The 23,666-nt window shown below is 68.5% G+C and carries 17 protein-coding genes; 13 read left to right on the plus strand and 4 right to left on the minus strand.

Annotation, left to right across the window (positions count from 1 at the left end; translation table 11 throughout):
* Window positions 1-453 precede the first annotated feature (453 nt).
* The 7 genes from dapB to recJ all read left to right on the plus strand — a co-directional run bounded on the left by dapB (window position 454) and on the right by recJ (window position 9,607).
* Window positions 454-1,194 carry a 4-hydroxy-tetrahydrodipicolinate reductase gene (dapB, locus tag ACLB90_RS18790; protein ID WP_411850873.1) on the plus strand — a complete coding sequence of 247 codons (741 nt, stop codon included), beginning with the start codon at window positions 454-456 and terminating at the stop codon, window positions 1,192-1,194.
* Window positions 1,195-1,418: 224 nt separating this feature from the next.
* Entirely contained in the window at window positions 1,419-2,549 is a 1,131-nt protein-coding gene (gene carA, locus ACLB90_RS18795; RefSeq protein WP_411850874.1) for a glutamine-hydrolyzing carbamoyl-phosphate synthase small subunit, read from the plus strand.
* Complete coding sequence (locus ACLB90_RS18800; protein WP_411850875.1) at window positions 2,549-3,103, plus strand: hypothetical protein; 555 nt, start codon at window positions 2,549-2,551, stop codon at window positions 3,101-3,103. Before carA ends, ACLB90_RS18800 begins: the two co-directional genes overlap by 1 nt.
* A gap of 54 nt (window positions 3,104-3,157) precedes the next feature.
* The gene (gene carB / locus ACLB90_RS18805) at window positions 3,158-6,400 is read left to right on the plus strand and encodes a carbamoyl-phosphate synthase large subunit (RefSeq protein WP_411850876.1); all 3,243 of its coding nucleotides are present in this window, start codon (window positions 3,158-3,160) and stop codon (window positions 6,398-6,400) included.
* An 8-nt stretch (window positions 6,401-6,408) separates the two neighbouring features.
* Window positions 6,409-6,873: a transcription elongation factor GreA gene (greA, locus tag ACLB90_RS18810; protein WP_026070814.1), complete on the plus strand. Its 465-nt coding sequence runs from the start codon at window positions 6,409-6,411 to the stop codon at window positions 6,871-6,873.
* A gap of 5 nt (window positions 6,874-6,878) precedes the next feature.
* Window positions 6,879-7,799: a phosphoglycerate mutase gene (locus ACLB90_RS18815; protein ID WP_411850877.1), complete on the plus strand. Its 921-nt coding sequence runs from the start codon at window positions 6,879-6,881 to the stop codon at window positions 7,797-7,799.
* A gap of 143 nt (window positions 7,800-7,942) precedes the next feature.
* A complete protein-coding gene (gene recJ / locus ACLB90_RS18820) occupies window positions 7,943-9,607 on the plus strand; it encodes a single-stranded-DNA-specific exonuclease RecJ (protein ID WP_411852799.1) in 1,665 nt (554 codons plus the stop codon).
* A 10-nt stretch (window positions 9,608-9,617) separates the two neighbouring features.
* Here recJ and ACLB90_RS18825 read toward each other — a convergent pair whose 3' ends face one another.
* Window positions 9,618-10,673 carry a DUF1176 domain-containing protein gene (locus ACLB90_RS18825; protein ID WP_411850878.1) on the minus strand — a complete coding sequence of 352 codons (1,056 nt, stop codon included), beginning with the start codon at window positions 10,671-10,673 and terminating at the stop codon, window positions 9,618-9,620.
* A gap of 137 nt (window positions 10,674-10,810) precedes the next feature.
* Between ACLB90_RS18825 and ACLB90_RS18830 the strand changes: the two genes are divergently transcribed.
* Window positions 10,811-13,756: a VIT domain-containing protein gene (locus ACLB90_RS18830; protein ID WP_411850879.1), complete on the plus strand. Its 2,946-nt coding sequence runs from the start codon at window positions 10,811-10,813 to the stop codon at window positions 13,754-13,756.
* A gap of 36 nt (window positions 13,757-13,792) precedes the next feature.
* Here the strand turns inward: ACLB90_RS18830 and ACLB90_RS18835 are convergent, their stop codons facing one another.
* Complete coding sequence (locus tag ACLB90_RS18835) at window positions 13,793-14,791, minus strand: phosphatase PAP2 family protein (protein WP_411850880.1); 999 nt, start codon at window positions 14,789-14,791, stop codon at window positions 13,793-13,795.
* A gap of 201 nt (window positions 14,792-14,992) precedes the next feature.
* On the opposite strand from ACLB90_RS18835, the gene ACLB90_RS18840 reads away from it, so the two are divergent.
* Window positions 14,993-15,862, plus strand: coding sequence for a LytTR family DNA-binding domain-containing protein (locus ACLB90_RS18840; protein WP_411850881.1), 870 nt, complete (start codon window positions 14,993-14,995; stop codon window positions 15,860-15,862).
* 58 nt (window positions 15,863-15,920) lie between these two features.
* On the opposite strand, the gene ACLB90_RS18845 is transcribed toward ACLB90_RS18840, so the two are convergent.
* On the minus strand, window positions 15,921-16,667 hold the full coding sequence (locus tag ACLB90_RS18845) for a M48 family metallopeptidase (RefSeq protein WP_411850882.1): 747 nt from the start codon (window positions 16,665-16,667) through the stop codon (window positions 15,921-15,923).
* Window positions 16,668-16,889: 222 nt separating this feature from the next.
* On the opposite strand from ACLB90_RS18845, the gene prfB reads away from it, so the two are divergent.
* The 4 genes from prfB (at window position 16,890) to ACLB90_RS18865 (ending at window position 23,174) form a co-directional block, all read left to right on the plus strand.
* Window positions 16,890-18,015, plus strand: a protein-coding gene (gene prfB / locus ACLB90_RS18850) for a peptide chain release factor 2 (protein WP_411850883.1) whose coding sequence is annotated in 2 segments (ribosomal slippage) — window positions 16,890-16,964 and window positions 16,966-18,015 — 1,125 coding nt in all. Because the reading frame shifts where the segments join, the coding sequence is not laid out codon by codon here.
* Window positions 18,016-18,142: 127 nt separating this feature from the next.
* A complete protein-coding gene (gene lysS, locus ACLB90_RS18855) occupies window positions 18,143-19,660 on the plus strand; it encodes a lysine--tRNA ligase (protein ID WP_411850884.1) in 1,518 nt (505 codons plus the stop codon).
* Window positions 19,661-19,861: 201 nt separating this feature from the next.
* Window positions 19,862-21,001, plus strand: a complete 1,140-nt coding sequence (locus ACLB90_RS18860; RefSeq protein ID WP_411850885.1) for an HD domain-containing phosphohydrolase — start codon at window positions 19,862-19,864, stop codon at window positions 20,999-21,001.
* Window position 21,002: 1 nt separating this feature from the next.
* Complete coding sequence (locus tag ACLB90_RS18865) at window positions 21,003-23,174, plus strand: ATP-binding protein (RefSeq protein ID WP_411850886.1); 2,172 nt, start codon at window positions 21,003-21,005, stop codon at window positions 23,172-23,174.
* Window positions 23,175-23,178: 4 nt separating this feature from the next.
* Here ACLB90_RS18865 and ACLB90_RS18870 read toward each other — a convergent pair whose 3' ends face one another.
* On the minus strand, window positions 23,179-23,655 hold the full coding sequence (locus ACLB90_RS18870; protein WP_411850887.1) for a hypothetical protein: 477 nt from the start codon (window positions 23,653-23,655) through the stop codon (window positions 23,179-23,181).
* Window positions 23,656-23,666 lie beyond the last annotated feature (11 nt).

The raw sequence follows: 23,666 nt of genomic DNA on the forward strand, positions 1-23,666 counted from the left end.
AGAGCCCGGCTCTACGGGCTCGCGTCGCCCGAACCAGGCGCAGCCACGTAGAGCCGGGTTCTACCCGGCTTGCGTCAGACCGCGCGACGCCGAACGAAAAGCAGCCACGTAGAGCCGGGTTTTACCCGGCTTGCATCAGATCGTGCGACGTCCGAACGGAAGGCAGCCGCGTAGAGCCGGGTTTTACCCGGCTTGCGTCAGATCGCATGACGCCGAACGAAAGGCAGCCGGGCAGAGCCCGGCTCTACGGGCATGCGTCAGATCGCGTGACGCCCGAACGAAAGGCAGCCGGGCAGAGCCCGGCTCTACGGGCTTGCATCGCCCGAACCAGGCGCAGCCTTGTAGAGCCGGGTTTTACCGGCTTGCATCAGATCGCGTCACGCCGAACGATAGACGAGCCAGGGACGCTGTTTCCTCTTGTGCAGGCTTGCCGCCACCCGCTAGCCTGCGGGCATGACCACTTCCCCCCTTCGTTTGCTCATCCACGGTGCCTCCGGGCGGATGGGCCAGGCCCTGCTGCGGCTGGCAGCCGGCAACCCCCATCTGCAGGTCGTCGCGGCCGTGACCGGCCGTTCGCCGGCCCAGCGCGTTGTCGACGGTGTTCCGCACTTCGCCAGCGCCGAGCTGCCCGGTGCGCCGCCGTTCGACGTGGCGATCGACTTCAGCCTGCCCGAAGGCTTCGATCCGATCCTGGCGCTGTGCGTGGAGCGCAGGGCCGGCCTGGTCTCGGGCACCACCGGCATCAGCGAGGCGCAGCGCCAGGCCCTGATTGCCGCTGCCGGCGCGGTTCCGCTGGTGTGGGCCTCCAATTTCAGCCTCGGCGTGGCCGTGCTGGATGAGCTGGTCGAGCGGGCGGCCGCAGCGCTGTCCGGCTGGGATTGCGACATCGTGGAATCCCACCACGTCCACAAGCAGGATGCCCCCTCGGGCACGGCGCTGACCCTGGGCGAGGCCGCGCGCAAGGGTGGGGCGCAGCCGCACTACGCCAGCCTGCGTGCCGGCGACATCGTGGGCGAGCACCTGGTGCAGTTCACCGGGCTCGGTGAGCGCATCGAACTCACCCATCGCGCCACCAACCGCGACATCTTCGCGCGCGGCGCACTGTTCGCCGCCACCCAGCTGAATGGGCGTGCTCCCGGCAGCTATCGGGTCCGCGACCTGCTCGACGGCCCGGCACCCGCCAAAGCAGGCTGAACAGGGCACGGCCCACCCTGAACCCCCGGGTGGCCGTGCGTGACCGTACGTCAGCGATTGCATGCAAACGCTGGCGTCGCGGGGTGCTTGCCTTTACAATTCCCGCTCGCCGAATCACGACAGCCGGACCGGTCCCGCACCGCAGTCCGCGCTTTTTTGCAACCGCTTTTCCGTGAAGCGTGGCGTGACTTCGGTGACCCCTCGGTAGCCAAAGTGAGATTCCCGTGACCCAAGCCGCAATCCTCGTCCTCGAAGACGGCACCGTATTCGAGGGCGAATCCGTAGGCGCGCCCGGCCTGTCCGTCGGTGAGGTGGTGTTCAACACCGCCATGACCGGCTATCAGGAAGTGCTGACTGATCCCTCCTACGCCCGGCAGATGGTCACGCTGACCTACCCGCATATCGGCAACACCGGCATGACCGACCAGGACGATGAAGCCCACAAGGTGTGGTCGGCCGGTCTGATCGTGCGCGACGTGCCGCGCCGCCCGAGCAACTGGCGCAGCCAGGTATCGCTGCAGGACTGGCTGCTGCAGCGTGGCGTGGTGGCGATCTCCGGCATCGACACGCGCAAGCTGACCCGCATCCTGCGCGAGCGCGGTGCCCAGAATGGTGCGCTGATGGCCGGCGAGGGGCTGGATGTCGCGAAGGCACTGGAAGCGGCGCGTACCTTCCCCGGCCTGAAGGGCATGGACCTGGCCAAGGTGGTCAGCACCGACAAGGCCTACCCGTGGACCGAAGGTCAGCTGGACCTGGACAGCAACGCGTTCGTCAATGCCGCACCGCGTTTCAAAGTGGTGGCCTACGACTTCGGCGCCAAGCTGAACATCCTGCGCATGCTCGCCGAGCGTGGCTGCGACATCACCGTGGTGCCGGCGCAGACGCCTGCCGCCGAGGTGCTGGCGATGAACCCGGACGGTGTGTTCCTGTCCAACGGTCCGGGCGACCCGGCACCGTGCGATTACGCGATCGAGGCCATCAAGGTGTTCCTCGACAAGAAGCTGCCGGTCTTCGGCATCTGCCTGGGTCACCAGCTGCTGGCCCTGGCCAGCGGTGCGAAGACGGTCAAGATGGGCCACGGCCACCACGGCGCCAACCATCCGGTGCAGGACCTGGACGACGGCCGGGTGATGATCACCTCGCAGAACCACGGGTTCGCGGTGGATGAGGCCTCGCTGCCGGCCACCCTGCGGGTGACCCACCGCTCGCTGTTCGACTGCACCAACCAGGGCATCGCGCGCACCGACGTGCCGGCGTTCTCGTTCCAGGGCCATCCGGAAGCCTCGCCGGGTCCGCACGACGTGGCCCCGCTGTTCGACCGTTTCGTGACCCTGATGGCCGAGGCCAAGGCCTGATGCGCGCAGGCGCGCTGCTGCTGGTTCTGGCCTGCGCCACCGGTGCCGCCCACGCGGCGCCGGCGACCGAGGCGCAGGTTGGCCATGTGGTCCGCGCGTTGCATCTCGACGCGGTCGGTGCATCGCTGACCGACGTGATGATCGACAACGTGCCCGCGCTGAAGGCGCTGGCGCCGTCCGACCGCGAGTGCGCCAAGGGTCCGGTGCGTGACCATCTGGACGCCGAATTCCGCCGCCAGCTGGTGCTCGGGCTGGGCGAGGACGGCGCTGCGATCATGGCCGAGTGGGAGGCATTCCTGCCCACGCCGGCCGGCAGGGGCGTGATTGACGCCTTCGCCAACGCAACGCCGGACACGCTGGCCAGCCACGCCGCGGCCAACCTGGATCCCGCCGGGCGCCAGGCGCTGGACGCCTTCCTCGCCGGGCCGGCCTTTGAACGCTTCCTTTCGGCCTTCGATGCCGACACCCCCACTCCCAAGGACCTGGGCGTGCGGCTGGCCAGAAACCTGCAGGACCAGTGCCGGATCGCGCTGAGCCCCGACGATATTTCCTGATCGACAGCGTGCGATCACCCCCATCCGCCACGCTGTCCTGACTTAGAGAAGACAATGCCCAAGCGCACTGACCTTAAAACCATCCTCATCATCGGTGCTGGCCCGATCGTCATCGGCCAGGCCTGTGAGTTCGACTACTCCGGCGCGCAGGCCTGCAAGGCACTGCGCGACGAGGGGTACCGCGTGGTGCTGGTCAACAGCAATCCGGCCACGATCATGACCGACCCGGAGATGGCCGACGCCGTCTACATCGAGCCGATCAACTGGCAGACGGTCGAGAAGATCATCGCCAAGGAAAAGCCCGACGCCCTGCTGCCGACGATGGGCGGCCAGACCGCGCTCAACTGCGCACTGGACCTGGCCGACAACGGCGTGCTGGAGAAGTACAACGTCGAGCTGATCGGCGCCAAGCGCGACGCGATCCGCATGGCCGAAGACCGCGAGCTGTTCCGCGTGGCGATGGGCGAAATCGGCCTGGACTGCCCGAAGGCAGCGGTCGCGCACACGCTGGAAGAAGCAATCGAGATCCAGACCCGCGTCGGCTACCCGACCATCATCCGCCCGAGCTTCACCCTGGGCGGCAGCGGTGGCGGCATCGCCTACAACCGCGAAGAGCTGGTCGACATCGTCACCCGTGGCCTGGAACTGTCGCCGACCACCGAAGTGCTGGTCGAGGAATCGGTTCTGGGTTGGAAGGAATTCGAGATGGAGGTGGTGCGCGACACCGCCGACAACTGCATCATCGTCTGCTCGATCGAGAACCTCGATCCGATGGGCGTGCACACCGGTGACTCGATCACCGTGGCCCCGGCGCAGACCCTGACCGACAAGGAATACCAGCGCCTGCGCGATGCCTCCATCGCCGTGCTGCGCAAGATCGGCGTGGACACCGGTGGCTCGAACGTGCAGTTCGGCATCAGCCCGACCACCGGCCGCGTGGTAGTGATCGAAATGAACCCGCGCGTGTCGCGTTCGTCCGCGCTGGCCTCCAAGGCCACCGGCTTCCCGATCGCCAAGGTTGCCGCCAAGCTGGCCGTCGGCTACACCCTGGATGAACTCCGCAACGAAATCACCGGTGGCCTGACCCCGGCTTCGTTCGAGCCGTCCATCGACTACGTCGTCACCAAGATCCCGCGCTTCGCGTTCGAGAAGTTCCCGGCCGCCGACGCCCGCCTGACCACCCAGATGAAGTCGGTGGGCGAGGTGATGGCGATGGGCCGCACCTTCCAGGAATCGCTGCAGAAGGCGCTGCGTGGCCTGGAAACCGGCAAGATCGGCCTCGACCCGACCGGCCTGGACCTGGCCAACGAAGACGACATCACCACGCTCAAGCGTGAGCTGAAGGCCCCGGGCCCGGAGCGCCTGTTCTTCGTCGGCGATGCATTCCGCGCCGGGTTCAGCGTTGAAGAGGTCTTCGCGCTGTCGCACATCGACCCGTGGTTCCTGGACCAGATCGAAGAAATCATCCAGGCCGAGATCCAGCTTGCTGCCGACGGGATCGACGCCCTCGACGCGGCGCGTCTGCGCACGCTCAAGCGCGCCGGCTTCTCCGATGCCCGCCTGGCCGAACTGACCGGCACCAACGAAGCGGCCGTGCGCGCCCTGCGCCGCGCCCACAAGGTGCGCCCTGTGTACAAGCGCGTGGACTCCTGCGCCGCCGAGTTCGCCACCAGCACCGCCTACCTGTACTCGACCTACGAGGACGAGTGCGAAGCGGCGCCGAGCAACCGCGACAAGATCATGATCCTGGGCGGCGGTCCGAACCGCATCGGCCAGGGCATCGAGTTCGACTACTGCTGCGTGCACGCGGCGCTGGCGCTGCGCGATGATGGCTTTGAAACCATCATGGTCAACTGCAACCCGGAAACCGTCTCCACCGACTACGACACCTCCGACCGCCTGTACTTCGAGCCGCTGACGCTGGAAGACGTGCTGGAAATCGTCGAGCTCGAACAGCCCAAGGGCGTGATCGTGCAGTACGGCGGCCAGACCCCGCTGAAGCTGGCGCGCGCGCTGGAAGCCAACGGCGTGCCGGTGATCGGCACCTCGCCGGACTCCATCGACCTGGCCGAAGACCGCGAGCGTTTCCAGCAGCTGGTCGACTCGCTCGGCCTGAAGCAGCCGCCGAACCGCATCGCCCGCAACGACCAGGAAGCGCTGCTGCTGGCCCGCGAGATCGGTTACCCGCTGGTGGTGCGCCCGAGCTACGTGCTGGGCGGCCGCGCGATGGAAATCGTGTACGGCGAATCCGACCTGGCGCGCTACGTGCGCGATGCGGTCAAGGTTTCCAACGACTCGCCGGTGCTGCTGGACCGCTTCCTCGACAACGCCGTTGAAGTGGACGTGGACATCATTGCCGACAAGGACGGCAACGTGCTGATCGGCGGCGTGATGGAACACATCGAAGAGGCCGGCGTGCATTCGGGCGACTCGTCCTGCTCGCTGCCGCCGTACTCGCTGTCGGCCGAGACCCAGGCCGAGCTGCGCCGCCAGGTGGTGGAACTGGCCAAGGCCCTGAACGTGGTCGGCCTGATGAACACCCAGTTCGCCATCCAGGTCGGCGACGATGGCAATGACATCGTCTACCTGCTGGAAGTGAACCCGCGTGCCTCGCGCACCGTGCCGTTCGTGTCCAAGGCCACCGGCATGCCGCTGGCCAAGATCGCCGCGCGCTGCATGGCCGGCAAGACCCTGGCCGAGCAGGGCGCAACCAAGGAAATCGTGCCGGACTACTACTCGGTCAAGGAAGCGATCTTCCCGTTCGCCAAGTTCCAGGGCGTCGATCCGATCCTCGGGCCGGAGATGCGTTCCACCGGTGAAGTGATGGGTGTGGGCCGCAGCTTCAGTGCCGCCTTCGCGCGTGCGCAGGAAGCCGGTGGCATCAAGGCACCGCCGCTGGGCAAGGCGTTCGTGTCGGTCCGCGATCCGGACAAGAAGCGCGTTCTGCCGGTGGCCAAGCTGCTGCTGGAACGCGGCTACAGCCTGGTCGCCACCCGTGGCACCGGCGCGTGGCTGCAGCAGCACGGCATGGACTGCGAGATCGTCAACAAGGTGGTCGAAGGCCGCCCGCACATCGTCGATTCGATCAAGAACGGCGAGATCGTGTATATCGTCAACACGACCGAAGGTCGCGCGGCGATCAACGACTCGTTCTCGATCCGTCGCGAAGCGCTGCAGCACCGCGTGACCTATTCGACGACCATTGCCGGCGCCAAGGCGCTGGTGCAATCACTGGAATTCCGCGGCACCGGCCCCGTCTGGTCGCTGCAGGAACTGCACAAGGAGTTGAACGCATGAGAGCACCGATCACCCTGAAGGGCGCGCAGCGTCTGCGCGAAGAGCTTGACCACCTCAAGTCGGTCAAGCGCCCGAAGGTCATCGCTGCGATCGCAGAAGCGCGTGAGCACGGCGATCTGAAGGAGAACGCCGAGTATCACGCCGCGCGCGAAGAGCAGGGCTTCATCGAAGGCCGCATCAAGCAGCTGGAAGGTGAGCTGTCGCACGCCGAGATCATCGACATCACCAAGCTCAACGCCGGCAGCAAGGTGGTGTTCGGCGCGACGGTGGAGCTGGCCGATGTCGAAAGCGACGAAGAAAAGCGCTACCAGATCGTGGGTGACCTTGAGGCCGACATCAAGTTGGGCCTGATTGCGATCTCCTCGCCGCTGGCGCGTGCCCTGATCGGCAAGCTGGAGGGCGATGCGGTCACCATCGACGCACCCGCCGGCCAGCGCGAGTACGAAATCGTCAGCGTCCAGTACCTGGACTGACGGCGATGGCCACGGCGACGTTGTTGCTGCCGGCGCGCAGCCGGTTTCCGGCGGCGCCGCTGCCTGATGACGTCGCCGCGGCGCTGGGGCGTGCGGAACGCCACAGCGCCGACCCGGGCGAACGCGCCCAGCTGCGCCGGCATTTCCAGGCACAGCCGGACGCGTGGTCCGCAGCGGCTCTGACCCGCCAGTTCGATGTCGGTGACGCTGACGGGGCGGTCTGGCTGCGGGCCGATCCGGCCAATGTGGTGCCGGACATGCATGGCGCACGCCTGATGGGGCACGGGGACACCCTGCGCCCGGATCTGGCCGATGTGATGCACCTGCTGCCGGCGCTGCAGCCGCTGTTTGCCGGCTACGGCTTCGTGCTGGATGCTCCGGTGCCGTCGCGCTGGTACCTGCGCCTGCCGCCGGGCACGACCTTGCCGGTTTTTGCCGAGCCCGATGACGTGCTCGGCGACGATCTGTTCGCCCATCTTCCGGAAGGCGATGCAGGCCGCCGCTGGCGCGCCCTGCTGACCGAAGCGCAGGTGGTGCTGCACCAGCACGCGTGGAACCAGCAACGCGTGGCCGAGGGCAAGCGGGCAATCAACTCGTTGTGGTTCTGGGGTGGTGGTGAGCTGCCCGAACGCGTGACCACCGCGCACGCCCAGGTGCGCAGCCGCGACGCGCTGCTGCAGGCACTGGCCAAGGCAGCCGGCGTGCAGGCCGATGGCGACCAGCAGGTGGATGCCCTGGTCGACCTGCGCCAGCTGCGGTCCCTTGAGCAGCTCGGCAATGATGCGATCCGTCCGCTGCTGTCGGCGTTGCAGCGCGGTGAGCTGCGTCGCCTGGTGCTGGATTTCGAGGACGGCGTGCGGTTCGACCTGTCCAGGCGCCAGCGCTGGCGGTTCTGGAAGAAGCCGCTGCAGCTGCACGACGCGTAGCAGGCGCGTGGCGCCGAGCCGGTATCATGGGGTCTCGGCCCGTGGCCGATTCCCGTTCGTCCGTCGAGCCTGCCTTGTCCCTTTCTGATTCCCCCCTGATCCAGCGTCGTGCCATTCCCGTCACCGGCGAATGGCCGGACGACATGTTGCCGCTGCTGCAGCGCGTGTTCGCCGCACGTGGCGTCACCGATGCCGCGCAGGCCCAGCCAAAACTGGCGCAGCTGCATCCCCCGGAGCTGATGGGCAGCATGGAGGCAGCCGTGCAGCTGCTGGCCGACGCCATCGCCGCCGGTGAACGCATCCTGGTGGTCGGCGATTTCGATTGCGACGGTGCCACCGCGTGCGCGGTGGGCGTCCGTGGCCTGCGCATGCTGGGCGCGCGCGATGTCGTGCATGCCGTGCCCAACCGCATGCTGCATGGCTACGGCCTGTCGCCGTCGCTGGTGGCCGACCTGGCGCACCTGCAGCCAGGCCTGCTGGTCACCGTGGACCACGGCATTGCCTGCCATGCCGGGGTCGCGGCGGCCAAAGCGCTGGGCTGGAAGGTGCTGGTCACCGACCACCATCTTCCCGGCGAGCAGTTGCCGCCCGCCGACGCGCTGGTCGATCCCAACATCGGCGGCGACGCATTCCCGAGCAAGGCGCTGGCCGGCGTCGGGGTGATCTTCTACGTGCTGATGGCCCTGCGTCGCCATCTGCGGCTGCAGGGGGCGTTCGCTGCCGGCAGCGAGCCGGACCTGCTTACCCTCCTGGATCTGGTGGCGGTAGGCACCGTCGCCGACCTGGTGGTGCTCGATGCCAACAATCGCGCACTGGTCTCCGCCGGCCTGCGCCGGCTACGCGCGGGGCAAGGCTGCGTCGGCCTGCAGGCGCTGATCGCCGCCAGCGGCCGTGACCCGAAACGGCTGACCGCCACCGATATCGGGTTCGCGCTGGGGCCGCGCCTGAACGCGGCCGGGCGGCTGGAGGACATGGCGCTCGGCATTGAGCTGCTGCTTACCGAGGATGTCGCCCAGGCGCGCGACATCGCCGGCACGCTGGAGCAGATCAACGCAGAACGCCGTGCGGTGCAGCAGGTGATGACCGATGACGCGGAACTGGCTGTGTCGCGCGCCGTCCTGCACGCGGAAGGCGAGCGCCCGATCGCGGCGTGCCTGTTCGATCCGGAATGGCACCCGGGTGTGGTCGGGCTGGTGGCCTCGAAGATGAAAGATCGCCTGCACCGTCCGGTCATCGCATTTGCACCGGCCGAGCCGGGCGGCGATTCGCTGCGCGGGTCGGCGCGGTCGATTCCCGGCTTCCACATCCGTGACGCACTGGCGCTGGTCAATGCCGCCCATCCGGGCCTGATCGACAAGTTCGGTGGCCATGCAATGGCTGCGGGGCTGAGCCTGCCGCACGCGCGGCTGCCCGACTTCCAGCAGGCCTTCGTTGCCGTGGTCGAGGCCAGCATGGACCCGGCCGCACTGCAGCAGCAGCTGCTGAGCGACGGCGAGCTCGATGGCAACGAGCTGGATTTCCGCCACGCCGAAGCGCTGCGCCTGGCCGGCCCCTGGGGGCAGGGTTTCCCCGAGCCGCTGTTCGACGGCCACTTCCAGGTGGCGCGCTGGCAGGTGCTGAAGGAAAAGCACCTGAAGCTCAGCCTGCGCGTTCCCGGCCGCGCCGAGCCGGTCAACGCGATCCATTTCAGCGGCTGGACCGGCAATGCGCCGGCCAACCACGTCCATATCGCCTACCGGCTGGTGAGCGACGACTACCGCGGTGGCGGCGCGATCCAGTTGATCGTGGAGCACTGCGCCAACGCGTGAGCCGTGCCGCTCACTCCTGCACGCGGGTGACCAGCGTCGGCATGTCCCACGCACCGCCCGCCGCTACCAGCCGGCACAGGCCGGTGCTGGATTCGGCGGTGGGCACGAAGCGGGTGCCGTCCCAGCTCCAGGCGGCGGTGTACCAGCAGTCGCCGAGCCCGCGGCCTTTGCTGGCCGAGGTGATGGTGCGGCCGTCGTCGTCGCCGCCCAGCGTGGTCACCAGCAGCGGCGCATAGGGCGCGCGGTCGTTGATCACCCAGTAGCCATCGCCGGTGTTGTAGGCCGCGCGCCAGCAGCCGACCGACACCAGCAGCTTGCTGGCGGACAGGCGGGTGACGGTCATTTCCTGCGGCGCTTCGCCCTCGACCAGGCCTTCGCCCGGACCCAGCGCTTCGCAGTCGTCAGGCGAGGTGGCAGCGGCCAACGCGGCGCGCAGCGCCGGGGAATGGGCCAATGCCGCATCGGCGGGCCGGGTGGCGAACGCCTTGCCGAGCGTCACCACCGGCACCGGCAGCGCCGGCAGCACGCTGCCTTCGGCGGCGTTGCCCTTGCGCATCAGCGCACCGGGGGTGCCGAGCCGGCCCTGCAGCGTATCCATCTTCAGCAGCACTGCCGACGCGCCCCGATCGGACAGGACCCAGCGCTGGCCATCGTTGCCGATCACGTCGATGTGGCTGTCGCGCTTGAGCGCGGCCAGCAGCGTGGCCACCTGCGGCGCGGTGAGCGTGGCGCTGCCGTCCTCGCGGTTGTACACAAGGGCGCCCAGCGCGACCCCATTGATCTGCAGGGTCAAGCCCGCGGGGAAGGTGGTTTCGTCGTACTGGCCGAGCATCAGCTCAGCGCTGACAGGCTGGTTCGGGCCGGCGCGCCGGGTCAGCAGGACCGACACGGGCGCGTTGCCCCCTTCGTCATCGTTCTGGTAGCCGGCGGCGCGACAGGTGCGGGTGTTGTCGCAGGCAAGGGTCCAGTCGTGATGGGTGAAGCGTTCGCCGCCGGGCGACGCGGCCTGCGCGGGAACGAGGGGGGACAACAGGAGCAGGGGCAGCAGCGCCGTGGCGGATCGCATCGGAACGTCCTTGTGGGGGACCATGTGGGGAGCAGCATCTTGGGCCACCGCGTCCGGGCCGCCAAGCGATGTCATCGCTCAACCCCGTTTGCCGGCATCATCCGTTCAACCTGCTGTCATCGGATCGGGAGCGTCATATGGAACGCGCACTTCGTGGGATCGGCATGCTCGTCATGCTCGGGCTGGTCATGCAGGTCGGAACGGTGGACGCGCGCCGGTTCCCGCCGCCGCGTCCGACGGCAGTCGCCGTCGATGCGCCGGCCGTGGCACCGGTGCTGCAGGTGGCCGGCGCTGACGTGCCGGTGCAATTGCGCGATGTTGTACTGGACAGCCGCGTGGTGGCCGGGCTGGGTGAAACCCGGATCGAGATGGAGTTCTTCAATCCCAACGCCCGCGTCCTGGAAGGGCAGCTGGAATTCCCCTTGGCCGCCGGCCAGCAGGTCGCCGGGTTTGCGCTGGACATCGATGGCGTGCTGCGCGACGCGGTGCCGGTGCCGAAGGCGCAGGGCCGCCAGGTGTTCGAGGCGATCGAGCGGCGCCGGGTCGACCCGGGCCTGCTTGAGCAGACCGCCGGCAACCAGTTCCGTCTCCGTGTCTATCCCATTCCCGCCCGGGGCAGCCGTCGGGTTGCGCTGACGGTGCGCGAAACGCTGCCGGTGGATGCGCAGGGGCTGCGCTGGACACTGCCGATGCAGTTCGCGCGCGATGCCGCGCAGGTGTCGCTGCGCCTGCAGGTGGCCGGCACGGGTGCGCCGCAGCCGGTCGCCGCGGCGCCGGTGGCATTCCAGCTGCAGGGAGGCAGCTACCAGGCCCAGTGGAAGGGCGATGGCGGGGCGCTGCCCCCGCACCTGCAATGGTCGCTGCCGCAGGTGCGCCAGTCCGATGCGGTGACCGGCGTGCATGACGGACAGCGCTACCTGCTGGCGCAGATTCCGCTGCCGGTGACGACCGCACCGCGGGTGCTGCCCACGCGGGTGGGCCTGTTGTGGGATGCCTCCGGCTCGGCGCGGCAGCGCGACCGTGCCGCCGAGCTGGCGGTGCTGGACCGCTATTTCCAGGCGATCGGCACGGGCCAGGTGCAGTTGACGGTGCTGCGTGATCGCGCCGAAGCACCGCGCGACTTCGACATCCGCCGCGGCGACTGGAGCGCGCTGCGTGCGCACCTGGCCAGCCTGCCGCAGGACGGGGCCAGCGCCCTGGGTGACTGGCATCCGAAGGCCGATATCAAGGAGTACCTGCTGGTCAGCGATGGCCTGTCGAACTACGGAGCACGCGGCCTGCCCACGCTGCGGCCGGACCAGCGCCTGTACGCGCTGAGCACGGCCGGCGCGCGCACCGACGCGGCACGGCTGCGGGCCTGGACCGATGCGCACCACGGCCGGACCCTGCTGCTTTCCAGCGCGCAGGAGGTTGATGCGGTTCTGCCGTTGCTGCTGGCGCAGGGTGCCGAGGTGGTCGGCCTGGACGGGCAGGGCGTCGATGCGCTCGTGGCCGACGCCGCCAGCGCCGGCCAGGGCTGGTTGCGCGTGCTGGGGCGGGTGCAGCGCGATGGAGGCGGGGTGACCGTGCGCGTCCGGCTGGGCGATGGGCGCATCCAGGAACATCGGGTGGCCGTTGCCGACGCCCGCCTGCTGGGCGGCCGCCTCGTGGCGGACGCATGGGCGCAGGCCCGCCTGGCGCAGTACGCGGCCGATCCGCAGGGCAATGCCACCGCGATGCGGACGCTGTCGCAGCAGTTCGGTCTGGTCGATGCGGACACGTCGCTGCTGGTACTGGAAACGCTGGACGACTACCTGCGCTACGGCATCCGGCCGCCCGCGCCGCTGCGCGCCGACTACGACCGCCTGCACGCGGTGCGCGTTGCCGACGAGGCGCAGGCGCGGCAGCGCCGGCTGGACCAGATCGCCCGCCGGTTCGCCGATCGCGAACGCTGGTGGAACACGCCGTGGCCCAAGGGTGCCCCGGTAGTCGAGACGGCCAAGGTGGCGTCAGTGGCGGCGTCGGTGGCGATGGCAGCGCCCGCACCGCCGGCACCGATGGTGCGGCCCGCCCCCCAGGCCATGCTGGCGGCCGCCGAGTCTGCGGCCGATGCGGTGGCAGCGCCTGCGCCGATGCCGGCGGCCAGCCGTGCACGCCGTGCTGCGTCCGCTGAGCGCGCGGGTGGCCGGGCCAACGACGGTGCACTTGCGATCACGGTGGCCGCGTGGGCGCCGGACTCGGCCTACGCCCGCCGCCTGCGCGACGCCGCCCCCGACGCGCTGTATGGGCTGTACCTGGCCGAGCGCGAGCAGCATGCCGACAGCACCGCCTTCTACCTGGATGTGGCCGACCTGCTGTTGGCCGCCGGCCAGCGTGACCTCGCGCTGCGGGTGCTGTCCAACCTGGCCGAGATGCAGCTGGAGAACCGCCATGTGCTGCGCGTGCTGGGCTATCGGCTGCTGCAGGCCAAGGCGCCGGCACTGGCCGTGCCGGTGTTCCGTGACGTGCTGGCGATCGGCGAGGAGGAGCCGCAGAGTTTCCGCGATCTTGGCCTGGCACTGGAGGCCAGTGGCCAGCACCAGGCCGCACTGGCGTCGCTGTACGAGGTGGTGGTGCGCCCCTGGGATGACCGTTTCGACGGTATCTCGATGATCGCGCTGGACGAAGCGAACACGCTGATCGCGCGCGAACGCGTCGATCCCCGCGGCATCGATCCGCGCCTGCGCCGTGCCATGCCGCTGGACCTGCGCGTGGTGCTGAGCTGGGACAGCGACAACAGCGACATGGATCTGTGGGTCACCGACCCCAACGGCGAGCGCGCGTACTACGGCAACCGCCTGACCTACCAGGGCGGACAGATGTCGCAGGACTTCACCGGCGGCTATGGCCCCGAGCAGTTCTCGCTGCGCGACGCCAAACCGGGTACCTACAAAGTGGAGGCCAACTTCTTCGGCAGCCGCGAGCAGCTGGTCACCGGCGCGACCACGTTGATGCTGCGCCTGAGCACGAAGTGGGGCAGCCGCGACCAGCGCGACCAGCAGGTCACCCTGCGGCTGAAGGATCGCGCCGACACGGTGCTGGTCGGGGAGTTCGAGGTGAAGTGAGCCGCGCCGCCCGATGCGGGAGCATGCCTCCGCCGTTCATCCGGCGGAGGCGTTCACCGGCGCGGTACGGTCGGCCAGCGGCCAGCGTCCCGCCAAGGCAATGCCGCCCATGAAGACCGCAGCGCTGCCGAGGGCGTTGAACACCACATCCACCAGCGCGACGTCCGGTAGCGCCAACCCGACGGCAATCGCGTCAAGCAGGGGGCCGATGGCGAGATAGAGCGCTGTCACGGCAAGTACCCGCCCGATCCGCTGCCACGCGGTACGCGGATCCAGGGGCCAGCCGCGCCAGTGCAGCACGCCGAACACCAGCACCAGGCCGAGCAGGCGCCCTGCGCTGTCGGCGGGCACCAGATCGGTCGTCAGCGCCGCGGTCGTCACGGCAACGCCCAGCGCGCCGAGAATGGATAAACGCTGCCGGTCGTGCGGCGTGGCGTGCGGCGCAGGCAGGCAGTACCAGGCAAACCACGCCAGCATCATGCCGACCAGCCAGCCGCCCATCACGTCGGCCAGGAAATGGCGGCCAAGGTACATCCGCGACAGGGCCATCAGCAGTGGCCAGCCCACCAGCAGCGCGATCCGCCAGCGGCGGCTGCGGATGCCCATGCCCAGCACCAGCGCCGCCATCGCGGCGGTCGCCACGCCGACATGACCGCTGATGAAACCGTAGTCGGGGTCCGGCTGCGCGCGCAGGCTGGCGATCGCCTCATCGGACGGCAGCGACCAGAAGGTCGGCGCGGCACCGTCCGCGACCAGGCCTTGATCCGCGCGTCCCTTGTCGAGCACGTGGATGTCCACATCGCTGGGGCGGGGCAGCGCCGCCCCCTGTTTGATCGCGTGGGTGACCATCGACATCAGCAGTACCGCCAGCAGCATCCCCAGCCCGGCGCGCAGGCGGACGCCGAAGCTGCACACCACGATCAACAGGACGTAGGCCCACTCGTAGCCTAGCGCGGTGACGAAGGTCATCAACGGCATCATCCATGCCGCGTCGAAGAACGACTGCAGCCACACGTGCCAATGCGTCTGGAACATCCGTATTCCTCACTGCCGGGCCATCGCCGGCGTCGACGCCAACGATAGCGGCTGCCGGCGCGCGCCGGAAAGGGGCGAAGGCCCTCAAGAGGGGACTGTCCGCGTGGCAAGTGACCAATGGCGGTCGCCAGGGGACGGGTGGCGCGCACTACCATGCGCACGATGAGGCACGCTGACGACCCTTTGGCGATGGACGACGCAATGGCGAACGGCACCCCGGTGCGGTGGCGACCTGGCATGCGCATGCTGGTGTGGTCGGTGATCCTGCTGACCAGTGCCGTGGCAAATGCGCTGGTCGAGGTGATGGATGCGGATCGGCGAGGCAGCCGCCTGGACGTGTGGGAGCCGATGATCTGGGAGCTGAGCAGCGCCGCGGTCATCCTGCTGACCCTGCCGGTGCTGTGGTGGGGCTGCCAGCGATGGCCGCTGCATGCCGACACGTGGCGACGGCGGCTGCCGCTGTACGTGGCCGCGAGCGTGGCATGGTCGCTGGTGCATGTGGTGGGGATGATGGCGTTGCGGCATCTGGCGTATGCCGCACTGGGCCACCATTACCAGGACGATGCCACCTGGCTGGCGCGGGGTCTTTACGAGTACCTCAAGGATGTCCGCGCGTTCTTCACCTTCGTGGCGATCGAACACTTCTTCGGCTGGTTCGGACGGCGCCGGCAGGGCGAGGCGCACCTGCTGGTGGCGCCGGACGATGCCCCGCCGGTGGAGGCGGTGGAGCGGCCGGAGCGGTTCCTGGTGCGCAAGCTGGGGCGCGACTTCCTGGTGGCCACCGCCGATATCGAATACGCCCAGGCGGCGGGCAACTACGTCAATCTGCGCGTGCGCGGGCACGATTATCCGCTGCGCACCACGATGGCTGCGCTGGAGACCAAGCTGGACCCGGCGGTGTTCGTACGCGCCCATCGCAGCTGGCTGGTCAATGCGCGCCGGCTGGTCTCGATCGAGCCGCTGGAGGGCGGCGAGGCGCTGCTGCACATGGACGACGGCGCGAGGGTGCCGTGCAGCCGGCGGCAGCTGCCGCTGTTCCGGCAGGCGCTGGCGGTGCAGACCACCGGCTGAGGGCGTGGTGCCGTCAGCCGGCCCGGCCTCCCGGCACGCCGGGAGGCCATCAGGCAGCTCAGCGCTTGCCGTCCTTCTTGATCATCGCGTCGATGCGACCGGCACGGGCATCCGAGCCCGGATGCGAGGACATCAGGCCGCCCTTGCTGGACAGCTTGCGGAACATGCTGGCCAGTGCCGCCGGATCGTAGTTGTGGCGCTTCATGAAGCGGTAGCCGTACTCGTCGGCCGCGCTTTCTTCCTTCTGCGAGAACTGCGCGTTGACGAAGCCCTCGGCCAGTTCGCCGAGCTGGCCCTGGGTGAGCTCGGCGATGTTGGCGTTGCCCGACGCGGCGAGCGTGTCGCGACCGGCCGAGGTCAGCATGGCGGTGCGCATCTTGGTCTTGCTGTGGCCCAGCTTGACGTGGCCGATCTCATGGCCGATCACGCCACGCACTTCATCGTCCGACGCCATGTCCATCAGGCCGGAGTAGACGCGCACGCAGCCGTTGGCCATCGCCCAGGCGTTGACGTCTTCGGTCAGGTAGACCTTGAAATTGAGGCTCAGGCCGTCTTCGTTGGCGAGGCCTTCGGTGATCTTGGCCAGGCGCTGTGCGTAGGGGTTGTTGGCCGGGGCGACCTTGTTGTCCTTGTCCATGTACACGCAGGCCTGGTCGGCCGCCTTGGCCACGTCCTGGTCGGACAGGGTCAGGGCCTGGCCGGCTTTCATGCCGGTGCTGGACAGTTGCTTGAGATCGATGGCCGAGGCGGTACCGGCGGCCAGGCAGGCGATGGCCAGCAGGGCGGCCGAGGATGACTTCCTCATCAGGGTAGAACTCCATGTGATTGCAGGGGCGGCCGGGCCTCCTGCGGGGGCAGGGCGGGTGCGGCCGGCGGGCAGTCTACCGTCTGCACCGGCCCGCTGTGGCGCCCGGTGTCGTTTTCTTGACGCGATGCCCCAATCGGCCCGGCGCGCGGCCTCCACCCCGGCGTGAAGGCGCCGGATGGGCTATCATTGACAGTCTTTTCGCACGCATTAACTGCCGACATGATCGAGCTCAATCCTGTCCGCCAGCGGATCACCGATCTCACCGATCGCGTGCTCTCGCTCAGGGGGTATCTTTGACTACGACGCCAAGAAAGAGCGTCTGGAAGAAGTAACCCGGGAACTGGAAAACCCGGATATCTGGAACAACGCCGAGTACGCCCAGAACCTGGGGCGCGAGCGCGCCAACCTGGAAAAAACCGTTGGCGGCATCGCCTCCATCCTGGACGGGCTGGCCGAGTCCGGCGAGCTGCTGGAGCTGGCTGAGAGCGAGCAGGACGAAGATACCGCGCTGGCCGTGGTCGCCGACCTGGACAAGTACCAGAAGCACGTGGAGCAGCTGGAATTCCAGCGCATGTTCTCCGGCCAGATGGACAACGCCGCGGCCTTCGTCGACATCCAGGCCGGTGCCGGTGGCACCGAAGCCCAGGACTGGGCCGAAATCCTGCTGCGCATGTACCTGCGCTGGTGCGAGTCGCGCGGCTGGAAGACCGAGCTGATGGAAGTGTCCGGTGGCGACGTTGCCGGCATCAAGTCGGCCACGCTGCGCGTGGAAGGTGATTACGCCTATGGCTGGCTGAAGACCGAAACCGGCGTGCACCGCCTGGTGCGCAAGTCGCCGTTCGATTCGGACAACCGCCGCCACACCAGCTTCACCTCGGTGTTCGTGTCCCCGGAAGTGGACGACAACATCGAGATCGACATCAACCCGGCCGACCTGCGCACTGACGTGTACCGCTCCTCCGGTGCCGGTGGCCAGCACGTCAACAAGACCGAGTCGGCGGTGCGTATCACCCACATCCCGACCAACACGGTCGTGGCCTGCCAGACCGGCCGCAGCCAGCACCAGAACCGCGACAACGCGATGAAGATGCTGGCCGCCAAGCTGTACGAGCTGGAAATCCAGAAGCGCAACGCCGAGCGCGATGCGGTGGAAGCCACCAAGTCCGACATCGGCTGGGGCAGCCAGATCCGCAATTACGTGCTCGACCAGAGCCGCATCAAGGACCTGCGCACCGGCATCGAACGCTCGGATACGCAGAAGGTGCTGGACGGCGACCTCGACGAGTTCGTCGAAGCCAGCCTGAAGTCCGGCCTGGCCGTGGGTGCCAAACGCACCGACGCCTGACCGTCGGGGCCGCCACGCGCGGCCCCGTTCCGTTGTCCCCCGGGCCACGCCCGGTTTCGCAATTCCCCCCGACCATCGGCATGATGGCGGGGACCCCCACTCCCCCCGCCATACACAGACCCACGCCATGAACGATCAGACCGCCGCGCCGCAGCCTCCCGTCGACGAGAACAGCCTCATCGCCGAGCGCCGCGCGAAACTGACCGCGCTGCGCGGGCAGGGCATCGCCTACCCGAACGATTTCCGCCGCGAGCAGTTCGCCGGCACCCTGCAGGCCGAGTTCGCCGACGCCGAACAGTGGACCGCCGAGGCGCTGGAAGCCTCCGACCGCCAGGTGAAGATGGCCGGCCGCCTGATGGCCAAGCGCGTGATGGGCAAGGCCAGCTTCGCCCAGATCCAGGACGAATCCGGCCGCATCCAGCTGTTCCTCCAGGGCAGCACCCTGGGCGATGCCTACACCGCCTTCAAGGGCTGGGACGTGGGCGACATCATCGCCGTCGAGGGCGGGCTGACCCGTACCAAGACCGGCGAGCTGTCGGTCAAGGCCACCAGCATCCGCCTGCTGACCAAGTCGCTGCGCCCGCTGCCGGACAAGTGGCACGGCCTGGCCGACGTCGAGCAGCGGTACCGCCAGCGCTACGTCGACCTGATCGTGACGCCGGAGTCGCGCGAGGTGTTCATCAAGCGCTCGCGGATCATCCGCGCCATGCGTGCGTGGCTGGACAACCGCGACTTCCTGGAAGTCGAAACGCCGATGATGCATTACATCCCCGGCGGCGCCACGGCCAAGCCGTTCACCACCCACCACAACGCGCTGGACCTGGACCTGTACCTGCGCGTGGCCCCGGAGCTGTACCTGAAGCGTCTGGTCGTGGGTGGCCTGGAGCGCGTGTACGAAATCAACCGCAACTTCCGCAACGAAGGCGTCAGCACCCGGCACAATCCGGAATTCACCATGATGGAGCTGTACGAGGCCTACGCCACGTACAACGAGGTGATGGACCTGACCGAAGGCGTGATCCGCGACGTGGCCAGCAAGGTGCTGGGCACCACCACGGTGGAGTGGGATGGCGCCACCATCGACCTGGCCCCGGCGTTCCGCCGCTGGCGCATGGACGAGGCGGTGCGCCACCACAACCCGGAGATCAGCGCGGCCGACTGCACCGACCGCGACGCGCTGGCCGCCCACTGCGAGCGCCTGAAGATCCGCATCAAGCCGTCCTACGGCTGGGGCAAGCTGCTGCTGGAGATCTTCGAGGCGACCGTCGAGCACACCCTGGTGCAGCCGACCTTCATCACCGACCACCCGGTCGAGGTGTCGCCGCTGGCTCGCGCCAATGACGACCAGCCCGGCTACACCGACCGCTTCGAGCTGTTCATCAACGGCAAGGAACTGGCCAACGGCTTCTCCGAGTTGAACGACCCGGAAGACCAGGCCGCCCGTTTCCAGGCGCAGGTGACGGCCAAGGAGGGCGGCGACGACGAGGCCATGCACTACGACGCCGATTACATCCGTGCGCTGGAGTACGGCATGGCCCCGACCGGCGGTCTGGGCATCGGCATCGACCGCCTGGTGATGCTGCTGACCGGCAGCAGCTCGATCCGCGACGTGCTGCTGTTCCCCTACATGCGTCCGGAAAACTGAGAACTGCATTCCGTGTGGCCCGAAAGGCCCACCCGGGTGGGCTTCCGCTGGCGTGGCCGCACGCGTATGGTTTCTGCGTGGGCTATTGCGATGTTCGGGGGTGATGGCCACGGACCATGATGGGGCGGGGCGGTGCGTGACATGCGCATCACACTGTGACGACGATCATGAACTGGGCGATCATCACCGGAGGCGGGACTCATGCAAGGTGCCAGTGTGCAGAGCGGCGGGGTATCCTCTTCGCTGCATGTTCCAGTGTGGTCCAGGAAGACGGCGGAAGCAGCCTTGAATATTGTCATCGTAGACGATCAAACGTCCGCGCGAACCATGCTGCGCCATGTCATCGAAGACATCGCGCCGGAACTGAGCGTGCACGACTTCGGGGACCCGTTGACGGCGCTGGCGTGGTGCGAGTCGCATCCGGTGGATCTGCTGCTGCTCGACTACCGCATGCCGGAGATGGACGGACTGGAGTTCGCCCGTCGTTTCCGCCGCCTGCCCAAGCACCGCGACATCCCGGTGATCCTGATCACCGTGGTCGGCGACGAGCCGATCCGCCAGGCGGCGCTGGAAGCGGGCGTCATCGATTTCCTGGTCAAGCCGATCCGGCCGCGCGAACTGCGCGCGCGCTGCTACAACCTGCTGCAGCTGCGGCAGCAGTCGGAGAACGTCAAGCAACGCGCGCTGTCGCTGGAGCAGCGCCTGCTGGCCAGCATGCACGAGGTCGAGGAGCGCGAGCGCGAGACCCTGTCGCGGCTGGCGCGCGCCATCGAGTTCCGTGATGCCGGCACCAGCGCCTACCTGGAGCGCATGGCGCACGTGGCCGGCCTGATTGCCGAACAGCTCGGCCTGCCGGAGGAAGAGGTCAAGCTGATCGAGATGGCCGCCCCGCTGCACGACATGGGCAAGATCGCCATCCCCGATGCGGTGCTGCTCAAGCAGGGCAAGCTCAACGAGGAGGAACTGGTGATCATGCGCCGGCATCCGCGCATCGGCTACGAACTGCTCAGTGGCAGCCAGAACCGCTTCATCCAGGTGGGGGCGCTGATCGCCCTGCGCCATCACGAACGCTACGACGGCAGCGGCTACCCGGACGGGCTGGTCGGCGACGCGATCCCGCTGGAGGCGCGGATCGTGGCGGTGGCCGACGTGTTCGACGCGCTGATCTCGCCACGACCGTACAAGGAGGCGTGGAGCATGGAGGCGACCCTGGCCTACCTCTACGCCCAGCGCGGGCGCCTGTTCGACCCGCGCTGTGTGGACGCGCTGCTGCGCGGGCGTGAGCAGCTCGATGCGATCTGTGCCCAGCACTCCACGGCGTCGACGCGCCCGGGGATGTGACATGCAGCGTCTGTACCAGCGGCTGAAACACAGGCTGGCGCAACGCCCGGATACCGAGCACGGGCAGGCCATCGTCCGCATCGTGCTGATCACGCTGATCCTGACCTACGTGGCCATGCCCAGCGTGCGCCACGACCTGCCGCCGGCGCAGTACCACGGCGTGCTGGCCATCGTGCTGACCGGCCTGGTGCTGTCGCTGGCGTTGTTCGGGTGGCTGCTGGCCCGGCCGGGGCGCTCGGACCCGCGCCGCGTGGCGGGCATGCTGGCCGATTACGGGCTGATCGCGGCCGGCATGGTGCAGATGGGCGAGCCGCTGGCCTGGGTCTACATCGTGGTGATGTGGGTGACCGTGGGCAACGGCATGCGCTTCGGCAACAACTACCTGTACGTCGCCGTCGCGATGGCGCTGGTCAGCTTCGGCTGCACCGCAGTGATGACCCCGTACTGGCAACAGAACGCGCGGCTGGCCTTCGGCCTGTGGCTCGGGCTGGCGGCGGTGCCGCTGTATTTTTCGACCCTGCTGCGCCAGCTGACCCACGCGATGGACGAGGCACGCCGGGCCAGCGAGGCCAAGAGCCGCTTCCTGGCCAACATGAGCCATGAATTCCGCACCCCCCTCAACGGCCTGTCGGGCATGACCGAGGTGCTGGCCACCACCCGCCTGGACGACGAACAGCGCGAGTGCGTGAACACCATCCAGGCATCTTCGCGCAGCCTGCTGGCGCTGGTGGAGGAGGTGCTGGACATCTCGGCCATCGAAGCCGGCAAGCTGCGCGTGACGGCCGAGGATTTCGCGCTGGGCGACGTGATCCAGGCCATCGGCCTGATCCTGCTGCCGCAGGCCAAGGCCAAGCGGCTGGATTACCGGGTAAAGATCGCCGACAACGTGCCGCCGCTGCTGCGCGGCGACATCGGCCATCTGCGTCAGATCCTGCTCAACCTGGCCGGCAACGCGGTGAAGTTCACCGACCACGGCAAGGTCGAGATCCGCGTGGGCGTGCTCAGCGCCGATGCGCAGGGTGGGGTCCGGCTGCGCTTCGACATCCTCGATACCGGCATCGGCGTGGCGCCGGCCATGCGCCCGCGGCTGTTCGAGGCGTTCGAGCAGGCCGACGTCAGCATGGCGCGCCGCCACGAAGGCACCGGGCTCGGCACCACCATCGCCAAAGGCCTGGCCGAAGCGATGGGCGGCGAAATCGGCTACGACGACAATCCGCCGCAGGGCAGCCGCTTCTGGGTCGAGCTGCCGTTCGCGCCGCCGCGGGTGCCGCTGTCCACCGTGACCCCGGCCCTGGTCGGTGACGGCGACCAGGACGGCAGCGGCAATGTGATCGCCTTCGCTGACCCGTTCCTGCGCCACCGGGCGCGCGTGCGCAGCATGCAGATCCTGGTGGCCGACGACCATGAAGCCAACCGGATGGTGCTGCAGCGGCTGCTGCAGAAGGCCGGGCACAAGGTGTTGTGTGTCAACGGCGGTGAGGCGGTGCTGGATGCAATGGCCGAAAGCGACTTCGACGCGGCCATCGTGGACCTGCACATGCCCGGCATGAGCGGCCTGGACATGCTCAAGGAGCTGCGCGTGATGCAGGCCGGCGGCGGGCCGCGCACACCGGTGCTGGTGCTCAGTGCCGATGTCACCCCCGAGGCGATCCAGCGCTGCACCCAGGCCGGTGCGCACACTTTCCTGGCCAAGCCGGTGGTGGCGGTACGCCTGCTGGACACCCTGGCCGATATCGCGTCCAACGGCCAGCTCAAGGCCAGCGCGCCGATCGTGCGCACCGCCACCCAGCTCGACGGCGTGCTCGACCCGGGCGTGCTGGACGAGCTGGCGTCGCTGGGCATGGGCGATGGCTTCGAGCGGGAATTCATCCGGCAGTGCCTGGCCGATGCCGATCAGTGCGTGGCCGTGGCCACCGCCGACGGCGAACGTGCGGACTGGGTGCATTTCCGCGAGCAGGCACATGCCATCAAGGGCGTGGCCAGCAACCTGGGCCTGGTGCGCGTGGCCAACCGCGCCGGCGACCTGATGCGCATGGCCGACTGGCAGCTCAAGAGCGAATGGCGTCAGCGCCTGTCGGCGCTGCAGGGCGGCATCAAGGAAGGGCGCCAGGCGCTGGATGCGCGGGCGCGCCAGCGCGCGCGACCCAGCGACAACGACAGCGACGTGCGCTGAGCCCTCACTCCGTCGGCGGTGCACCGCTCGATTCAAGGGCGCTCATGTCCAGACCGGCCGCCTGAAACCGTGCCACGGCGGTCTGCAGACCGTCCGTGTCGTCGCGGGTGGGCCCCGAACGCCGGATGGCCTCGGCGCAGGTGCGGTGATCGGTGCGGCATTGCTCGGGGTGTTCAAGCCGCGCGGCGGTCATCGCAATCACCACCGCCATGTGCGGAATGGCGCGGACCGGCGTGCGTTCCCCGCGGTAGAACGCCGCGAACTGCTGCCGCACCCTCGACGCGGCGGCCGCGGCCCCCGGGGCGGAGACGTCCGTCGGCGCGAGAAGCGACGTCTTGCCCCCCTGTTCAAGCGTGCGTACCTCATCGGCCAGCACGGTCTCGAGAATGAACGCCTCGACCGCGCTGGGCACGTCGTCGGACGCGAGCGCGTCGGCCACGGGGGCGATGACCAGGAGTGCCGTACACAGGAGCATGCGCATGCGACGCCGCT

The sequence above is a fragment of the Stenotrophomonas sp. LGBM10 genome (genome assembly GCF_046736075.1).
Classification (GTDB): Bacteria; Pseudomonadota; Gammaproteobacteria; order Xanthomonadales; family Xanthomonadaceae; genus Stenotrophomonas.

Coding starts and splice junctions, on each gene's coding strand:
- dapB (WP_411850873.1), top strand. CDS start 454: ATGACCACTTCCCCCCTTCGTTTGCTCATCCACGGTGCCTCCGGGCGG.
- ACLB90_RS18800 (WP_411850875.1), top strand. CDS start 2,549: ATGCGCGCAGGCGCGCTGCTGCTGGTTCTGGCCTGCGCCACCGGTGCC.
- carB (WP_411850876.1), top strand. CDS start 3,158: ATGCCCAAGCGCACTGACCTTAAAACCATCCTCATCATCGGTGCTGGC.
- ACLB90_RS18815 (WP_411850877.1), top strand. CDS start 6,879: ATGGCCACGGCGACGTTGTTGCTGCCGGCGCGCAGCCGGTTTCCGGCG.
- recJ (WP_411852799.1), top strand. CDS start 7,943: ATGTTGCCGCTGCTGCAGCGCGTGTTCGCCGCACGTGGCGTCACCGAT.
- ACLB90_RS18825 (WP_411850878.1), bottom strand. CDS start 10,673: ATGCGATCCGCCACGGCGCTGCTGCCCCTGCTCCTGTTGTCCCCCCTC.
- ACLB90_RS18830 (WP_411850879.1), top strand. CDS start 10,811: ATGGAACGCGCACTTCGTGGGATCGGCATGCTCGTCATGCTCGGGCTG.
- ACLB90_RS18835 (WP_411850880.1), bottom strand. CDS start 14,791: ATGTTCCAGACGCATTGGCACGTGTGGCTGCAGTCGTTCTTCGACGCG.
- ACLB90_RS18840 (WP_411850881.1), top strand. CDS start 14,993: ATGGCGAACGGCACCCCGGTGCGGTGGCGACCTGGCATGCGCATGCTG.
- ACLB90_RS18845 (WP_411850882.1), bottom strand. CDS start 16,667: ATGAGGAAGTCATCCTCGGCCGCCCTGCTGGCCATCGCCTGCCTGGCC.
- lysS (WP_411850884.1), top strand. CDS start 18,143: ATGAACGATCAGACCGCCGCGCCGCAGCCTCCCGTCGACGAGAACAGC.
- ACLB90_RS18860 (WP_411850885.1), top strand. CDS start 19,862: ATGCAAGGTGCCAGTGTGCAGAGCGGCGGGGTATCCTCTTCGCTGCAT.
- ACLB90_RS18865 (WP_411850886.1), top strand. CDS start 21,003: ATGCAGCGTCTGTACCAGCGGCTGAAACACAGGCTGGCGCAACGCCCG.
- ACLB90_RS18870 (WP_411850887.1), bottom strand. CDS start 23,655: ATGCGCATGCTCCTGTGTACGGCACTCCTGGTCATCGCCCCCGTGGCC.